We start from the raw sequence: 17,191 nt of genomic DNA, 5'->3' as shown, positions 1-17,191 counted from the left end.
TTCCTTCAAACAGTGCACCCCATGCTGAAGAAGTTGTTCCAGTCATTCCGTTCTCCCTTGCGTCGTACGCAACACATTCGCAGCACGCCTGAAGTGCTCAACAGCAGCCAGCATTCGCTGCAACGCGCTCAATTCAGCCGTTATGCGGTAAACATCGTCGAACGCCTACAGAACGCCGGCTACCAGGCTTACCTGGTCGGCGGCTGCGTGCGCGACATGCTGCTCAACATCACACCCAAAGACTTCGACGTCGCCACCAGCGCCACGCCGGAACAGGTTCGCGCCGAATTTCGCAATGCGCGGATCATCGGCCGTCGCTTCAAATTGGTGCATATCCACTTTGGTCGCGAAATCATCGAAGTCGCCACCTTTCGCGCCAATCACCCGCAAAACGACGACGAGGAAGACAGCAACCAATCCTCACGTAACGAAAGTGGGCGCATTCTGCGGGACAACGTCTATGGCACGCTGGAAGAAGACGCTCAACGTCGCGACTTCACCATCAATGCCCTGTATTACGATCCAGTCAGCGAGCGCATTCTCGACTACGCCAACGGCGTACACGACATCCGCAATCACCTGATCCGTCTGATCGGCGATCCACAGCAGCGTTACCAGGAAGACCCGGTACGGATGCTGCGGGCCGTGCGTTTTGCCGCCAAGCTGGACTTCGGCATCGAGAAGCACTCCGCTGCGCCGATTCGCGATCTGGCACCCATGCTGCGGGAAATTCCCTCGGCCCGACTGTTCGAAGAAGTGCTCAAGCTGTTCCTCTCCGGGCATGCCGCAGACACCTTCGAAATGCTGGTGGACCTCCAACTGTTCGATCCATTGTTCCCGGCCAGCGCCGAAGCACTGGAGCACAACCCGACGTACACCCACACTCTGATCAGCGAAGCCTTGGTCAATACTGACCTGCGCATCAAGCAGAACAAGCCGGTCACCCCAGCCTTCCTATTCGCCGCCCTGCTCTGGCCTGCACTGCCGGCCCGCGTGCTGCGCTTGCAGGACCGTGGCATGCCGCCAATTCCGGCCATGCAGGAAGCCGCTCACGAGCTGATCAGCGAGCAGTGCCAACGCATCGCGATTCCGAAACGCTTCACCATGCCGATCCGCGAGATCTGGGACATGCAGGAGCGCCTGCCTCGGCGCAGCGGCAAACGTGCCGACCTGTTGCTGGACAACCCGCGATTCCGTGCGGGCTACGACTTCTTGTTGCTGCGTGAAAGCGCCGGCGAACAGACCAACGGTCTGGGCGAGTGGTGGACCGACTATCAGGACGCTAACGACAGCGAACGCCGCGACATGATCCGCGACCTCAGCGGCAAGGACGACAGCGCCAGCGGTGCTCCGCGCAAACGTCGCCGTAGCGGTGGCAGCAAGCGCAAACGCAGTGCCACTGCCGGCACACCGAGCGCGTCGGGCGAGTAAGTTCATGGAACGTATCTATATCGGTATGGGCAGCAATCTGGCTGCCCCGACGGAACAATTGCGCAACGCCGTCGATGCGCTGGCGCAATTACCGCAGACCGAACTGGTCGGCGTATCGTCCTTTTACCAAAGCGACTCTTTGCTCCCCGGCCAACCGCGTTACACCAATGCGGTGGCAGTCCTGGACAGCAGTCTCACGCCGCTGGAGTTGCTCGATGCGCTACAAGCCATCGAAATCGACCAAGGCCGCGAGCGCAATGAACGCTGGGGACCGCGCACGCTGGATCTGGATATCCTGTTGTTCGGTGACCGATTGATCGATGAGCCCCGACTCAAAGTCCCCCACTACCACATGCAAGCCCGAGCCTTTGTGCTCTATCCCTTGGCCGAACTGGCCACCCCATCGCTGCAACTGGCGGACGGCAGGTACCTCAGCGACATGCTTGCCGACTGTCCATTTGTCGGGCTCGAACGTCTGGCGTAGGTTTGATTTTGATTTTCTGTAGGAGCCGAGCTTGCTCGCGATAGGGACAATGCGGTCTATCTGGAGCACCGCGTCATCGCTCATCGCGAGCAAGCTCGCACCGACACACAGCGTAAAGAGCTGCTGAATCGCATCAGTAACGTCGGTAACACCTCCGGCGTAACATTGCGGTAACACACACAATTGACTTCCAGAGTTCTCCTCACGACTATAGGCGTCCCGCTGCCGCCAACACGGCACTAAAGGGCGCAATCCAGGCCTTATAAGCACGGCAAAAAGAACGTGCGCCTGTATAAATGATGAATCACGCGCGTTACTCGCAGTAGTTTCCACAGCGCCTGAATGAGGACACTTTTCATGCCAGACATCACCCTGACCACCCTGCAAAGCCTCAAGCAGAAAGGTGAAAAAATCACCATGCTGACCTGCTATGACGCAACCTTCGCCCACGCCTGCTGCCAGGCTGGTGTCGAAGTGCTGCTGGTGGGCGACTCCCTCGGCATGGTGCTGCAAGGGCATGACAGCACACTGCCAGTCACCACCGCCGAGATGGCGTACCACGTTGCAGCCGTCAAACGCGGTAACGCCGGTGCGCTGATCCTCGCGGACCTGCCCTTCATGGCCTACGCGACCACCGAACAGGCCCTGAACAACAGCGCCCAGCTGATGCAAGCCGGCGCCCACATGGTCAAGGTCGAAGGTGCAGTCTGGCTGGCGGAGTCGATCCGTCTACTGGCCGAGCGCGGCGTACCGGTATGTGCGCACATGGGGTTGACGCCGCAATCGGTGAACATCCTCGGCGGCTATAAAGTCCAGGGGCGCAATGAGAACCAGGCCCGGCAGATGCGCGCCGATGCTATTGCCCTGGAGCAAGCCGGCGCTGCCATGTTGCTGCTTGAATGCGTACCGAGCGAACTGGCCCATGAAATCACCCAGGCAGTGAAGATTCCGGTAATCGGAATCGGCGCCGGTAGCGCCACCGACGGTCAGGTGCTGGTTCTGCACGACATGCTTGGCCTCTCTCTCACTGGCCGCGCACCGAAGTTCGTGAAGAACTTCATGGTCGGTCAAGACAGCATTCAGGCTGCCTTGAGCGCATACGTCACTGAAGTCAAAGCCGTGACCTTCCCCGGCGCTGAACACGGATTCTCTGCATGAACACTGTCAAGACCGTGCGCGAGTTGCGCGCCGCCGTAGCCCGCGCCCGCAGCGAAGGCAAACGTATCGGCTTTGTACCGACCATGGGCAACCTGCACAGCGGCCACGCGGCGCTGGTGACCAAGGCGGCCCAACGAGTGGATTTCGTGGTGGCGAGCATTTTCGTCAATCCGTTGCAATTCGGCGCGGGCGAAGACCTCGACAAGTACCCACGAACCTTGGCCGCCGACCAGGAGAAACTGCTCCAGGCTGGCTGCCATCTGCTGTTTGCCCCCAGCGTTGAAGAAATGTACCCGGACGGCATGGCCGGCCAAACCCGCGTCAGTGTCCCGCAATTGTCCGAAGGTCTGTGCGGTGCGAGCCGTCCCGGTCACTTCGAAGGCGTGGCGACGGTGGTCAGCAAGCTGTTCAATATGGTCCAGCCGGATCTGGCGATCTTTGGCCAGAAAGACTTCCAGCAACTGGCGGTCATTCGCGCCCTGGTCCACGACCTGAACCTGCCGATCCAGATTATTGGCGAGCCAACCGTACGCGCCGCTGATGGCCTGGCGCTGTCCTCGCGCAACGGCTACCTCACTGAAGAACAGCGCGCCATCGCACCGACCTTGTACCGCAGCCTGAGCCAGATTGCCGAAGCCATCGAACAGGGCGAGCGCGATTACCCCAAGCTGCTGTCAGCGCATATCCAACAGCTTGAAACCGCCGGTTTCCGGCCCGATTATCTGGAAATTCGTCAGGCGCTAAGCCTGCGTCCGGCCACCCCGAATGACCGCGATCTGGTGATCCTTGTCGCGGCCTATCTGGGTGCCACCCGGCTGATCGACAACCTGCATTTGAATCTCGACGCGTAAAAGAAAGCGGCTCCGCCACATACTTGTGGGAGCGGGCCGGGCGGCGTTCCGATGCTCGCGATGACGGCTTAACATTCAACAAAGATGTTGGCTGCCAGACCGCTATCGCGAGCAAGCCCGCTCCCACATTGGAACTGTGTTGTGTTGCAGATTGCATTCGGCTCCTCAAACACAGTGTATTGCCCGCCTCAAAGGCTTCGGGCAAACTGCCCGCCGTTCGGATCTGACCAAGGAAACATTCATGCACGCCATCATGCTCAAAGCCAAGCTGCATCGCGCCGAAGTCACCCACGCTGTACTCGATTACGAAGGATCTTGCGCCATCGATGGCGAATGGCTGGACTTGTCCGGAATCCGTGAGTACGAACAGATCCAGATCTACAACGTCGACAACGGCGAACGCTTCACCACTTACGCGATCCGTGGCGAAGAAGGCTCGCGGATGATTTCGGTCAACGGCGCGGCTGCGCACAAGGCCAAGGTCGGCGATCGGGTAATCATCTGCGCCTACGCACACTACAGCGAAGCCGAGCTGCTCAACTTCAAACCGCGCATGCTCTACATGGCACCGGGTAATGAACTGAGCCACACCAGCAATGCCATTCCGGTTCAGGTCGCCTGATTAACCGCTCAGCTCTCCATACTCAAAGCCCGGATGTTATGTCCACCGGTCGCGATGTTATAAAAAAGTACCGATCGCAGGTCAGACAAAGCCAAGACAGATCAAGACGCGAGGTTTACTGTATTCGCCCTGCGCTATTCAATCGTGTTACCGCAGGTTGACTGGACCTCCTCTTGTAACTGAGCAGGACGTTCCGGGCTTTTTAGTGTCCAAAAGGCAGTCCAAGTAAAAGGAAACCCGCAGCGATGGCGTACTACCGCACTCCACACGACGTTACCGCTCTGCCCGCCTGGCAAGCGTTGAATCAACACCGCGAAACCATGCAAGATTTCAGCATGCGCGAAGCATTCAATGCCGACCCTCAGCGCTTCAATGAATTTACCTTGAGCAGCTGTGGGCTTTTTCTCGATTATTCGAAAAACCTGATCAACAAAGAAACCCGCGACCTGCTCGTCGGCTTGGGCAAAGAGGCCGGTCTGCAGGACGCGATCAAAGCGCTGTTCGCCGGCGAACTGGTCAACTCCTCGGAAGGTCGCCCGGCCCTGCACACCGCACTGCGCCGCCCAGTGGGCGACAAACTATCGGTGAACGGCGTCAATGTGATGCCGGAAGTGCACAAGGTACTGAACCAGATCACCGAGTTGGTCGGCCGGATCCACGACGGTCTATGGCGCGGTTACACCGAGAAGCCGATCACCGACGTGGTGAACATCGGTATCGGCGGCTCGTTCCTCGGCCCTGAACTGGTCTCTGAAGCGCTGCTGTCCTACGCCCAGAAAGGCGTGCGCTGCCATTACCTGGCGAACATCGACGGCAGTGAGTTCCACGAACTGTCGATGAAGATTCGCGCCGAGACCACACTGTTCATCGTGTCCTCGAAGTCTTTCAACACCCTGGAAACCCTGAAAAACGCTCAGGCCGCTCGCGCCTGGTACCTGGCCCAGGGCGGCTCTGAAGCCGAGCTGTATCGTCACTTCATCGCGGTCTCAAGCAACAATGCCGCCGCTGTGGCGTTCGGTATCCGCGAAGAGAACATCTTCCCGATGTGGGACTGGGTTGGCGGGCGTTACTCGCTGTGGTCGGCCATCGGTTTGCCGATCGCCCTGGCCATCGGCATGTCCAACTTCAAGGAACTGCTGTCCGGTGCCTACACCATGGACCAGCACTTCCAGAGCGCGCCATTCGAACAGAACATGCCGGTGCTGCTGGCGTTGCTCGGCGTCTGGTACGGCAACTTCTGGGGTGCGCAAAGCCACGCGATCCTGCCGTACGACCACTACCTGCGCAACATCACCAAGCACTTGCAGCAGCTGGACATGGAATCCAACGGCAAGAGCGTGCGCCAGGACGGTACACCGGTGTCCACCGAGACGGGCCCGGTCATCTGGGGCGGCGTGGGTTGCAACGGTCAGCATGCCTATCACCAGTTGCTGCACCAGGGCACCCAGCTGATTCCGGCCGACTTCATCGTGCCGATCGTCAGTTTCAACCCGGTGGCCGACCATCACCAATGGCTGTACGCCAACTGCCTGTCGCAAAGCCAGGCGCTGATGCTTGGCAAGACTCGCGCCGAAGCCGAAGCCGAACTGCGTGACAAAGGCATGGCCGAAGACGAAGTGCAGAAACTTGCGCCGCACAAGGTGATTCCGGGCAACCGTCCGAGCAACACCCTGGTGGTCGAACGCATCAGCCCACGTCGTCTCGGCGCACTGGTGGCGATGTACGAACACAAAGTCTTCGTGCAAAGCGTGATCTGGGGCATCAACGCCTTCGACCAATGGGGTGTGGAGCTGGGCAAAGAGCTCGGCAAAGGCGTCTACAACCGCCTGACCGGCGCCATCGAAGAACCGGCCGACGACGCATCGACCCAAGGCCTGATCAACTATTTCCGTGGTCGTCACCGCGGCTAACACCCCGCTCCAGTAGGAGCCGAGCTTGCTCGCGATGAACGATAACGCGGTGTACCTGATACACCGCGGCGCCCGCATCGCGAGCAAGCTCGGCTCCTACGGGGGGCGTTTGTTTTAGGGTCTTGAACCCACCTCCCAGTCGGCGCATCTTTATCACTTGTCGCAAAAACAAGAATAAGGAACCGTCATGTTCGATATCAGCACTTTCCCCAACGCCGATGCCGTCCGCCGGGCTGCGCAACTGAATCAGGACGATTATCAGCGCCTGTACCGCCAATCCATCGAGCAACCCGACATCTTCTGGGCTGAACAGGCCAAGCGTTTTCTCGACTGGTCAACACCTTGGCAAAGCGTTCAACAAGCGAATCTGAAAACCGGTGCGGCAAGCTGGTTTACGGGCGGCCGACTGAACGTCAGTTACAACTGCATCGACCGCCATCTTGAACAACGCGGCGACCAGATCGCGATCATCTGGGAAGCCGACGACCCCGCCGAATCGGCGCAGATCACCTACAAAAAACTTCATCACAACGTCTGCCGCCTGGCCAACGTACTGAAAAGTCGTGGCGTTAAAAAAGGCGATCGGGTCTGCATCTACATGCCGATGATTCCCGAAGCCGCCTACGCCATGCTCGCCTGCACGCGGATTGGCGCGGTGCACTCGGTGGTCTTCGGTGGGTTTTCCCCGGACGCCCTGCGTGACCGTATTCTCGACGCCGACTGCCGCACCGTGATCACCGCCGATGAAGGCGTGCGCGGCGGTAAGTTTGTCCCACTGAAAAAGAACGTCGACCAAGCCCTGCTCAGTTGCCCGGACGTCAGCACGGTGCTGGTGATCGAGCGCACCCACGGTGAGGTCAATTGGGTCGAAGGCCGTGACCTTTGGTATCACCAGGTCACACGCAGCGTGGATGACAACTGCCCCCCCGAGCCGATGGACGCTGAAGACCCACTGTTTATCCTTTACACCTCCGGCAGTACCGGCAAACCCAAAGGCGTGCTGCACACCACTGGCGGTTACCTGCTACAAGCAGCGATGACCTTCAAGTACGTGTTCGACTACCGTGACGGCGAAGTCTTCTGGTGCACCGCCGATGTCGGCTGGGTCACTGGCCACAGCTACATCGTCTACGGTCCGCTGGCCAATGGCGCGACCACACTGATCTTCGAGGGTGTGCCGAGCTACCCGACCAGCTCGCGGTTCTGGCAGGTGATCGACAAACATCAAGTCAACATCTTCTACACCGCGCCCACCGCATTGCGCGCGCTGATGCGCGAAGGCGTGGAGCCGTTGCAACAGACATCGCGCAGCAGCCTGCGTTTGTTGGGCACTGTCGGTGAACCCATCAACCCGGAAGCCTGGGAATGGTATTTCAATACCGTCGGCGAGCAACGTTGCCCGATCGTCGATACCTGGTGGCAGACCGAAACCGGCGGCATCATGCTCAGCCCGCTGGTCAGCGCCAGCCGAATCAAACCCGGCTGCGCCACCCAGCCAATGTTCGGCGTGCAACCGGTGTTGCTGGACGAACAAGGCAAGGAAATCAGTGGTGCCGGCAGCGGCATACTGGCGATCAAGGCCAGTTGGCCGGCGCAGATTCGTAGCGTCTACGGCGACCCGAAACGCATGCTCGAAACCTACTTCAAACCCTACCCCGGCTATTACTTCACCGGCGACGGCGCGCGGCGCGATGACGACGGCGATTACTGGATCACCGGACGCATCGATGACGTGATCAACGTGTCCGGGCACCGCATCGGTACCGCTGAAGTAGAAAGCGCGCTGGTGCTCCACGACAGCATCGCCGAGGCTGCGGTGGTCGGTTACCCCCATGACGTCAAAGGTCAGGGAATCTATGCCTTTGTCACGCCGATGAATGGCACCGAACCGACTGATGCCTTGAAGAAAGAACTACTGGCGCATGTCAGCAAAGAAATCGGCAGCTTCGCCAAACCAGACCTGATCCAATGGGCACCCGCCTTACCGAAAACCCGTTCGGGCAAGATCATGCGGCGGATTCTGCGCAAGATTGCCTGCAACGAGCTGGACAGCCTGGGCGATACTTCGACCCTGGCCGATCCGAGCGTGGTCGAGGGTCTGATCGACAAACGCCTGAACCAGTAAACCTGCGCGGCCAATGCCGCGCCTTGCTTAACGCTGTAACCACCGAGCAGTCATGGAATTCATTCGCAGTCGTATCGAAACCCAGATCATGAGCCTGAGTGGCTTGTCCCTCGGCAAGCTTGATCTGGAGAACCCCAAGGGTGATCCCGGCTTGTTCGGGCCGGATTCGGTCAGTTGGCAAGTGCATGGCGACTTCAGCAGCATGTTGATCGGCGGCATCAGCGCCCTGATGCTGCAAGCCCTGCATCCGCTGGCGCTGGCCGGGGTTTGGGATCACTCGAACTTCCGTGAGGACATGCTCGGCCGACTACGCCGCACCGGACAGTTTATTTCCGGTACAACCTTTGGCTCACGACAGGATGCCGAGTGGCTGATCGACAAGGTTCGCACCATCCACCTGCAAGTGGTCGGCACCGCACCTGATGGCCAGCCTTATGCGGCCAGCGACCCGGATCTGCTGACGTGGGTGCATGTAGCCGAGGTCAGCAACTTCCTCGCCGCTCACCTGCGTTACCGCAACCCGAATCTGTCGCCGGCCGATCAGGATCGCTATTACGCGGAAATTGCCCTGGTCGCCGAGCGCCTTGGCGCCCGGGACGTGCCTCGCTCACGAAAGGAAATTGCCGACTACCTTGAGCGAATCCGCCCACAACTGGTGTGTGATGAGCGCAGCCGCGAAGTGCTGCGTCTGCTGCTGGACGCCCCGGCACCGAGCCGTTTGGCCAAGCCTTTCGGGGCGCTGATGATGCAGGCCGGTATCGATCTGTTGCCGGACTGGGCCAGTGGCATGCTGGGTGTCAGCCAAGGCCCGTTACAACGGCAATTGATCCGCGTCAGCGTCAAGCGCAGTGCGCCGTTGCTGCGCTGGGCGGTGCGCAACGGATCGGTGCAGCGCGCCCGACGCCGCATGGGTTTGCAGAGCTGAGACCGGTTCTGTGAGTCACTCATAACTTGTAGGAGCAGCCGGTCGACGCTCGATTGCTCGCGATAGCGGAAGGTCAGTCAACATCATAGTTGAATGACACACCCTCATCGCGAGCAAGCTCGGTTCCTACAAGGGACAGCGGCGACCTTGCCCGCGAAGCGGCCTCCAGAACACCATTGCCCTCCAGCCTGTCCCCCTTAGCTGTTAAACTCTCGCGCCAAATTCCCCTGCAAGGCGCTCCGCATGTCTTCCTTGAATCAGGCGCTGCGCGCCGCCCTCGATCATCGCCAAGACCTGCTAGCCGAGCTGCATCAGCAAGGCACCGACTGCTATCGCTTGTTCCATGGCAGCCAGGAAGGTGCCGGCGGCCTGACCATCGACCGTTATGGCCCGCAACTGCTGGTGCAAAGCTTTCACCAGTCGCTGGAGCGCGACGCACTGCTGCAACTGCACGAAGCCATCAATCAGCACCTCGGTCTGGACACCCTGCTGGTCTACAACGACCGCTCCAAGGGCAATTCGCGCATCGATCGGGAAGACTCGGTCTACCGTGCCGAAGACGCTGCTCTGGAAGATATGGTCGGCCACGAATGGGGCTTGAACTACCGTGTCCGCGGCCGTCACGCCGGACAGGACCCACTGCTGTTTCTGGATCTGCGCAATGCTCGCGGCTGGGTCAAAGATCACAGCGCCGGTAAAAGCGTACTGAACCTGTTCGCCTACACCTGCGGCGTTGGCTTGAGCGCAGCCGCCGGCGGCGCCAGCGAGGTGTGCAATCTGGATTTTGCCGAGGGCAATCTGGCCGTCGGCCGTGAGAACGGTCAGCTCAACCCGCAGTTGCCGAAAATGCACTTCATCCAGTCCGACTATTTTGCGGCGATCCGTCAACTGGCCGGTTTGCCAATCATTCAGCGCCGTCACAAATTGCCGAGCTACCCACGCCTGGAACAGCGCCAGTACGACCTGGTCCTGCTCGACCCTCCCGCCTGGGCCAAAAGTGCTTTCGGCACCGTTGACCTGTTGCGCGACTATCAAAGCCTGCTTAAACCGGCCCTGCTAACCACCGCAGAAAATGGCGTACTGATCTGCTGCAACAACCTGGCAAAGGTCGGCATGGACGACTGGCGTGAACAGGTTTTACGTTGTGCCGAAAAGGCCGGACGCCCGGTGCGCGACTGGCAGGTACTGACCCCGGGCAGCGATTTCCCGTCCATGGATCAGCAACCGCCATTGAAAACCCTGATCCTGCAACTCTGAGCCAGACAAGTATTACGCGAATAAAGGTGATTGCTTCGGAACCGTAAACGCATGCCATACTCCAAGGCACTTCCGATATCAGATAGATGACGCCTCACATGCCCAAAGGATTGATTCGCGCCATTGGCGCCTTGTTGACTGCTCTCGCCCTTTATAGCTTGTTGGGATTTCTGATATTGCCAGGCATCGCCTTGCGGGTCGCCAATCAACAACTGGCCAACTACGCAACGGTGCCGGCACACATCCAACGTATTGAACTCAACCCCTTCAGCCTTGAGCTGACCCTATGGGGCCTGAATATCGGCGAACCGGGCAAGGAGCAGGTCAGCTTCGAACGCCTTTACGCCAATCTGCAGATCGACAGCCTCTGGACTCGCGCGCTGCACTTGGCCGATGTCGAGCTGGACAAACCCAATACCGAAATCCTTTTCGGCAAAGACGGCAAGCTCAATCTGCCCGGGCTGTTCAAACTGCCAGCCAGCGAACCGACACCTGCCGACCCCAACGCCAAACCATTTCCGCTGCGCATCGAGCGCATAAAGCTGGCCGGCGGCTATGTGCACTTCCAGGACCTGCGCCCCAGCGAGCCCATCGAATTCCTCTACAACAAGCTCGACTTCGAACTGAAGAACCTCAGCACCCTGCCTGACGACAACGCCGACATGACCTTGGTCGCGGTGGGCCCCGAAGGTGGGCAGATCGACTGGACCGGCAACTTCAGCCTGGTGCCGATTGCCTCTGAAGGTAAATTGAAAGTCACTAATGGCCAGATGAAACTCTGGTGGCCGTATGTACGTGAATCCGTGCCATTGGTTCTGGAAAACGGGGTTGTTAACCTCAGCACTGACTACAAACTCAACCTGGCCAAAGAAACCGAACTACTGCTGAGCAATACGGCGCTGAGTGTTGCGCCGTTCGCCATCAAGGCTCCCGACGGCCGGCCACTCGTGCGACTGGAACGCTTGGATATCAGCGAAACGTCTGTCGATTTGGCCAAACAGCAAGTAGTTGTCGGCAAGATCCGCAGCCAAAAACTGGAAACCTGGGCTGCTCGTGAAGCCGATGGCCAACTCGACTGGCAGAAGCTCTTTGCCAGCCAACCAGCCAAACCTGCACCCGCGAAGGCCCCAGCGGCGGCGGATTCGCCCAAGCCAGAACCAACCGCCCCAAACAAACCCTGGCAGGTGCTGTTGAAGGATGTGCAACTGCGCGACTACCAAGTCCACGTGGCGGACCGCCAGGCGCAACCTGCGGTGGCGCTGGAACTCGGCCCCCTGAACCTGGACCTGCAAAACTTCGACAGCCTCAACAAGTCGCCTTTCACCCTCAAGCTCGATACCGGGCTGGGCAAGCAGGGCAAGATCCAGGCGAGCGGCGAAGTCAATCTGAGCCCGGTCAGCGCCAAACTGCAGGTGCAGACCAAAGACATCGACCTGCGTATCGCCCAGTCCTATATCAGCCCGTTCATTCGCCTGGAACTGCGTAGCGGCATGCTTGGCAGTGATCTGGCGGTCGATCTGAAAAGTACCGAACCGCTGGCGTTCAACGTCACCGGTCGGGCCCAGGTCGATCAACTGCACACCCTGGACACCTTGAAGACCCGTGACTTCCTCAAGTGGCAGCAATTGGTGCTCGAAGGGCTGAATTATCAACATGGCGACAGCCTGTCGATCACCAAGGTCAACCTGTTCCAGCCGTACGTGCGTTTTATGATCAACGAGGATCGCACCACCAACATTGATGACCTGCTGATCCCTCAGCCAGCGGACAACGGTGCTAAAAGCGCCGCCAAACCCGCCGCCAGCAAGGAAAAGCCGCTGGGCATTCATATTGGTGCAATCGCCATCAACGACGGTTCGGCAAACTTCGCCGACTTCAGCCTGACGCCAAACTTCGCCACCGCCGTTCAACAGCTCAACGGATCGATCGGTACCATCGACAGCCGTCAGGTCAAACCGGCCAGCGTCGATATCAAAGGCAAGGTTGACCGTTACGCCCCGGTCACCATCAAAGGCAGCGTGAACCCGTTCGACCCGATGGCGGCGCTGGACATCGCCACCAGTTTTAAACGTGTCGAGCTGACCACCCTGACGCCCTACTCCGGCAAGTTCGCCGGCTACCGTATTCGCAAGGGCCGGCTCAATCTCGACCTGCATTACAAGATCATCAAGGGCCAGTTGACCGCCGAGAACAAAATGGTGATCGAACAACTGCAACTGGGTGAAAAAGTCGACAGCCCGGATGCCGTAGACTTGCCGATTCGTCTCGCAATCGCACTGCTCAAAGACAGCGACGGCAAAATCTCCATCGAGCTTCCGGTCACCGGCGACTTGAACAATCCACAGTTCAGCGTGATGCCGATCATCTGGCAGACCCTGCGCAATCTGGTGCTGCGTGCAGTTGAAGCGCCCTTCAAGTTCATTGGCGGTCTGGTCAGCGGTGGCGGCTCAGAAGACCTTGGCAGCGTGTCGTTCGCGCCAGGTTCCAGTGACCTGAATAAAGACTCCGAATCGACGTTGATCAAACTGGCCAATGCTCTCAAAGAGCGTCCGGCCCTGCGACTGGAAATTGAAGGCACCAGCGCGCAAAGCAGCGACGGCCCACCGATCGCCGAACAGCGGCTCGAGCGTGAATATCAATACAACTACTACAAAATGCTTCAGCGCCGCGGTGACAAGGTCCCTGCCCAAGCGTCCCTGTTAGACGTTCCAGACAGCGAGAAGGCGCCGCTGCTTGAAGGCATCTACCGCACCCGCCTGAAAACACAACCACCGGCCGAATGGACGCAACTGAGCCGCGACGAACGCACGACAAAACTGCGTGAAGGGGTGATCAAGTTCTGGAGCGAAAGCGACGTGCTCCTACGTCAACTGGGACAAGATCGGGCCAGCAGCATCAAGGACTTCCTGGTGGACAAAGGGCAGTTGGCTGACGATCGGGTTTACTTCATCGACGCTAATCTAGGGCAAGCAGAAAACGATGGTCGGGTGATCACGCCGCTGCATCTGGATAGCGAGTAACCATGCAAACACGTTTCTTGCTCAGCCTGGCATTGGCCGTTGCTGCCAGCCAGGCTCAAGCCGCCGATACGCTACGCTGCGCCAGTCAATTGATCAGCGTAGGAGACAGGTCTAGCGAAGTTCTGCAGAAATGTGGAGCGCCGGTTTCCCGTGATTCTCTGGGTTACAAGCGCAGCGCTAACAAGCGCGAAGAGTTTCAGGTCGAGGAGTGGATGTACGGCCCCAACAGCGGCATGTATCAATACCTGCGCTTTGAAGGCAATCGCCTGGTGCGTATCGACAGCAAACGCGGCAACTGACACCCCCCTTCCCCTTCGCAGATACATTTTGCGCCTCAAATAGAACAGGCTCCGACACTCAGTGCCGGAGCCTGTAATGACCACATCCGTGCGGTCTTTCGCATGAACCTTGAAGAAATGACAGGCGTATTACTGGAGCGCCTGTCGTCCCCTTCTCCCAGTCCAGGCGAGAAGCTTGAACGTTATTCGGTTTTCAAGCCGTCAGCCGATACAGCTGTAACGCCTTTGATTTTTTTGGTGATATCCACTGCCATTTTTTTCTGTGCCTCAGTTACCGCAACAGTTGAGGACAGGGACACAACACCTTTGTTGGTTTCAACTTTGATGTCCGTGCCAGGAATGCCTTTCTCGGTGACCAGATCGCTTTTCACTTTAGTAGTGATCCAGGTGTCGGAAGTAGCTTCCTTGGCCTTGGTCATTTCACCAGCAGCCACAACCATTGGCGACTGGGTGGTTTGAGTGGTCTGCGCAAATGCAACGTTGGCCATGGTCAGGGTCAGCGCGGTTGCAGTAGCAGCAGCGATAGCGAACTTCTTCATACGAGTAACTCCTGTTTTTCTAGAAGGTCTGCGCCGTGATACTGGGGCAGGGTTACTGGATATATTGCAGACGCTGTGCCAACCCACAAACTAAAAGTAAATACTTATAAATCAACTAGTTATAAAAAAATCAAAAATCCGGAGTCGTGCAGAATGCATGACTCCTACGTAATCTGCATGCAAGTTGCGGCTTTCACAAAAGTTCCTAACATCCTGAATTGCAGGCCATTTCCATATTTATCTATTCAGGTATGAGGATGTTTGAAATAACGCCGCTGATCACCCTCCGTTCATCTTCAATACTTCCCATAAAAAATGCCCCCGTCTTCACCAGGCGGGGGCATTTTTTTACTGGATGACTAGAAGACTACGTGCCAGTGGCGGTGCAACCCTTTGGAGAGTAGTCAGACGCGACGGTGGTTGCGCAAGACCAGCCCCCGGTTTGTGTGCGGGTAAGAGTGATCGTATGGTTAAGCACAGGGCCCGGAGCATTCAAGATTGTGCAAGCAATTGTGCCTGCGCCTGTAGAGGAGGTACCTGATGCGGTAGTCGTGCAGTTACTCGATGTCGCGATGCCACCTACCAGCTCTAATGTGGGATCGGTGCCCTGATTCATGATGTCTTCAAAAGGAACTTTCAGCGCGGAGATTTCCGCCAATCCAGCGGTAACCTTGGCCCTGGCTTGGTACTTCGAATAAGCCGGTATCGCAAACGTGGCCAAAATGCCGATGATCGCGACCACGATCAACAGCTCGATCAAGGTAAACCCTTTTTGACTATCCATAGATTAAGTTCCAAGCATTAAATGAAGTCTCATGACCTTAACAGGTTAAAGCACAGCGCATGCCAAGCCCATCGAGCCCATGTCAGTGGGCCCACAAAGGTGCTGGCGCATCGCCTTTATCCTTAGCAGCTGCACAATCTGACACTTTTTGTCACCCGCCCATCCCTCATTAGGCTGATCCGACCGTCTAGGCTATAAGTCTCTGACTGTTTTGCGTTTGGTGCTCGTATGAATGACATCGCCCTCACCGACCTGGCCACGCAATTGGTTCTGCTGTGGGGCGAAAAAGTCGTGATGCGAACTCTCGATCCGCTCAACGCGCAGATGGGCATGATGCCTTGGGATATGAACCCGACCAGAAAGACCTGTACATGGCGACGCTCAAGCAAGTGGTGAAGAACACGCCGGACCTGCAACGTCTGATCATGACGCAAGGCAATTCACTGGAGATCGACTCCCAGATGCGCAAGGATGGTTTTAACGACTTGCGTACCTCAGGCCTGCTCAAGGCCATGCAGGGCATTACCAGCCTTGAGGAAATCAACCGGGTCACCAAGGACTAAACGATGGCGGTCAAAGCAGCAAAAATCAGTGTCTACGCGTGGGAAGGCACCGATAAAAAAGGCACGAAAATGACCGGTGAATTGAACGGTCATAACCCGGTACTGATCAAGGCGCAGTTGCGCAAGCAAGGCATTACCCCGGGCAAGGTACGAAAAAAAAACAGCTCGATCTTTAGCGCCGACAAACGCATCAAGCCCCTGGATATCGCCCTGTTCACCCGGCAGATGGCGACCATGATGAAAGCCGGAGTGCCGTTGCTGCAGTCCTTCGACATCATCGGTGAAGGTTTCGATAACCCGAACATGCGCAAGTTGGTGGACGAGGTGAAACAGGAAGTCGCGGCCGGCAACAGCTTTGCCGCTGCGCTGCGCAAAAAGCCGCAGTATTTCGATGACCTGTACTGCAACCTGGTGGACGCCGGTGAACAGGCTGGCGCCCTGGAAACCTTGCTGGAGCGGGTAGCGACCTACAAGGAAAAGAGCGAAAGCCTCAAAGCCAAGATCAAGAAAGCCATGACCTATCCCTTGGCCGTGATCTTCGTCGCGATCATTGTGACCGGCATTCTGCTGGTCAAGGTGGTCCCACAGTTCCAGGCGGTATTTTCCGGTTTTGGTGCAGAACTCCCGGCCTTCACCCTGATGGTCATTGCCATCTCCGAGTTCATGCAGGAGTGGTGGTTGCTGGTACTGGTCGCGATCGGTGCTGCGGTATTGGGTTTCCGGCATGCGCGCAAACGTTCTCAACGCTTCCGTGACTGGCTGGACGTCAGTCTGTTGAAACTACCGCTGGTGGGCACGCTGATGTACAAATCAGCCGTGGCTCGTTACGCCCGTACACTCTCTACCACCTTTGCTGCCGGCGTACCGTTGGTCGAAGCCCTGGACTCCGTGGCCGGCGCCACGGGCAACATTGTGTTCAAGAACACGGTCAAGCGCATCAAACAGGATGTCTCGACCGGCATGCAGCTGAATTTCTCCATGCGCGCTTCCGGCATCTTCCCGAACATGGCGATCCAAATGACCGCCATTGGTGAAGAATCGGGCGCGCTGGACGATATGCTGGAAAAGGTCGCAACTTACTATGAGGGTGAAGTCGACAATATGGTCGACAACCTGACCAGCCTGATGGAACCCTTCATCATGGTAGTTCTTGGCATCATCGTCGGCGGCCTGGTAGTAGCCATGTACCTGCCCATCTTCCAACTCGGCACAGCGATCTGAAC

15 protein-coding genes and 1 pseudogene are annotated in these 17,191 nt (G+C 57.9%); 14 read left to right on the top strand and 2 right to left on the bottom strand.

Annotation, left to right across the window (positions count from 1 at the left end; all coding sequences use genetic code 11):
• The first annotated feature begins 21 nt into the window (after positions 1-21).
• The 11 genes from ACZYSM_RS08715 (at position 22) to ACZYSM_RS08665 (ending at position 14,082) form a co-directional block, all read left to right on the top strand.
• On the top strand, positions 22-1,431 hold the full coding sequence (locus ACZYSM_RS08715; protein ID WP_489070786.1) for a polynucleotide adenylyltransferase PcnB: 1,410 nt from the start codon (positions 22-24) through the stop codon (positions 1,429-1,431).
• Positions 1,432-1,435: 4 nt separating this feature from the next.
• Positions 1,436-1,915, top strand: a complete 480-nt coding sequence (gene folK / locus ACZYSM_RS08710) for a 2-amino-4-hydroxy-6-hydroxymethyldihydropteridine diphosphokinase (RefSeq protein WP_489070784.1) — start codon at positions 1,436-1,438, stop codon at positions 1,913-1,915.
• 357 nt (positions 1,916-2,272) lie between these two features.
• The gene (gene panB / locus ACZYSM_RS08705) at positions 2,273-3,073 is read left to right on the top strand and encodes a 3-methyl-2-oxobutanoate hydroxymethyltransferase (protein ID WP_489070782.1); all 801 of its coding nucleotides are present in this window, start codon (positions 2,273-2,275) and stop codon (positions 3,071-3,073) included.
• On the top strand, positions 3,070-3,924 hold the full coding sequence (gene panC, locus ACZYSM_RS08700) for a pantoate--beta-alanine ligase (protein ID WP_489070780.1): 855 nt from the start codon (positions 3,070-3,072) through the stop codon (positions 3,922-3,924). The genes panB and panC overlap by 4 nt, the downstream gene beginning before the upstream one ends.
• Positions 3,925-4,165: 241 nt before the next feature.
• Entirely contained in the window at positions 4,166-4,546 is a 381-nt protein-coding gene (panD, locus tag ACZYSM_RS08695; RefSeq protein ID WP_003228271.1) for an aspartate 1-decarboxylase, read from the top strand.
• Positions 4,547-4,791: 245 nt separating this feature from the next.
• Positions 4,792-6,456 (top strand): glucose-6-phosphate isomerase, encoded by a 1,665-nt coding sequence (pgi, locus tag ACZYSM_RS08690; protein WP_489070777.1) that lies wholly within the window; start codon positions 4,792-4,794, stop codon positions 6,454-6,456.
• Positions 6,457-6,643: 187 nt separating this feature from the next.
• The gene (acs, locus tag ACZYSM_RS08685) at positions 6,644-8,581 is read left to right on the top strand and encodes an acetate--CoA ligase (protein ID WP_489070775.1); all 1,938 of its coding nucleotides are present in this window, start codon (positions 6,644-6,646) and stop codon (positions 8,579-8,581) included.
• 52 nt (positions 8,582-8,633) lie between these two features.
• On the top strand, positions 8,634-9,506 hold the full coding sequence (locus ACZYSM_RS08680) for an oxygenase MpaB family protein (protein ID WP_489070773.1): 873 nt from the start codon (positions 8,634-8,636) through the stop codon (positions 9,504-9,506).
• A gap of 243 nt (positions 9,507-9,749) precedes the next feature.
• The gene (locus ACZYSM_RS08675) at positions 9,750-10,763 is read left to right on the top strand and encodes a class I SAM-dependent rRNA methyltransferase (RefSeq protein WP_489070771.1); all 1,014 of its coding nucleotides are present in this window, start codon (positions 9,750-9,752) and stop codon (positions 10,761-10,763) included.
• Positions 10,764-10,861: 98 nt separating this feature from the next.
• Positions 10,862-13,783, top strand: coding sequence for a DUF748 domain-containing protein (locus ACZYSM_RS08670; protein WP_489070769.1), 2,922 nt, complete (start codon positions 10,862-10,864; stop codon positions 13,781-13,783).
• Positions 13,784-13,785: 2 nt separating this feature from the next.
• On the top strand, positions 13,786-14,082 hold the full coding sequence (locus tag ACZYSM_RS08665) for a DUF2845 domain-containing protein (protein WP_489070767.1): 297 nt from the start codon (positions 13,786-13,788) through the stop codon (positions 14,080-14,082).
• A gap of 182 nt (positions 14,083-14,264) precedes the next feature.
• Here the strand turns inward: ACZYSM_RS08665 and ACZYSM_RS08660 are convergent, their stop codons facing one another.
• Together ACZYSM_RS08660 and ACZYSM_RS08655 are read right to left on the bottom strand one after the other, a co-directional pair.
• Complete coding sequence (locus ACZYSM_RS08660; RefSeq protein WP_489070766.1) at positions 14,265-14,621, bottom strand: BON domain-containing protein; 357 nt, start codon at positions 14,619-14,621, stop codon at positions 14,265-14,267.
• Between the two features lie 367 nt (positions 14,622-14,988).
• Positions 14,989-15,405 (bottom strand): pilin, encoded by a 417-nt coding sequence (locus tag ACZYSM_RS08655; protein WP_489070764.1) that lies wholly within the window; start codon positions 15,403-15,405, stop codon positions 14,989-14,991.
• A 228-nt stretch (positions 15,406-15,633) separates the two neighbouring features.
• Here ACZYSM_RS08655 and ACZYSM_RS08650 point away from each other — a divergent pair, with 228 nt between their 5' ends.
• The 3 genes and pseudogenes from ACZYSM_RS08650 to ACZYSM_RS08640 all read left to right on the top strand — a co-directional run bounded on the left by ACZYSM_RS08650 (position 15,634) and on the right by ACZYSM_RS08640 (position 17,189).
• Entirely contained in the window at positions 15,634-15,801 is a 168-nt protein-coding gene (locus tag ACZYSM_RS08650) for a hypothetical protein (protein WP_489070762.1), read from the top strand.
• A pseudogene (locus tag ACZYSM_RS08645) lies at positions 15,792-15,968 on the top strand (ATPase, T2SS/T4P/T4SS family); the annotation flags it as partial. The gene ACZYSM_RS08650 and the pseudogene ACZYSM_RS08645, both read left to right, overlap by 10 nt.
• Before the next feature lie 3 nt (positions 15,969-15,971).
• Complete coding sequence (locus ACZYSM_RS08640; RefSeq protein ID WP_489070760.1) at positions 15,972-17,189, top strand: type II secretion system F family protein; 1,218 nt, start codon at positions 15,972-15,974, stop codon at positions 17,187-17,189.
• The last annotated feature ends 2 nt before the right edge of the window (positions 17,190-17,191 follow it).

Source organism: Pseudomonas sp. F220, assembly GCF_057813935.1.
This window is presented reverse-complemented; position numbering and strand designations above follow the sequence as displayed.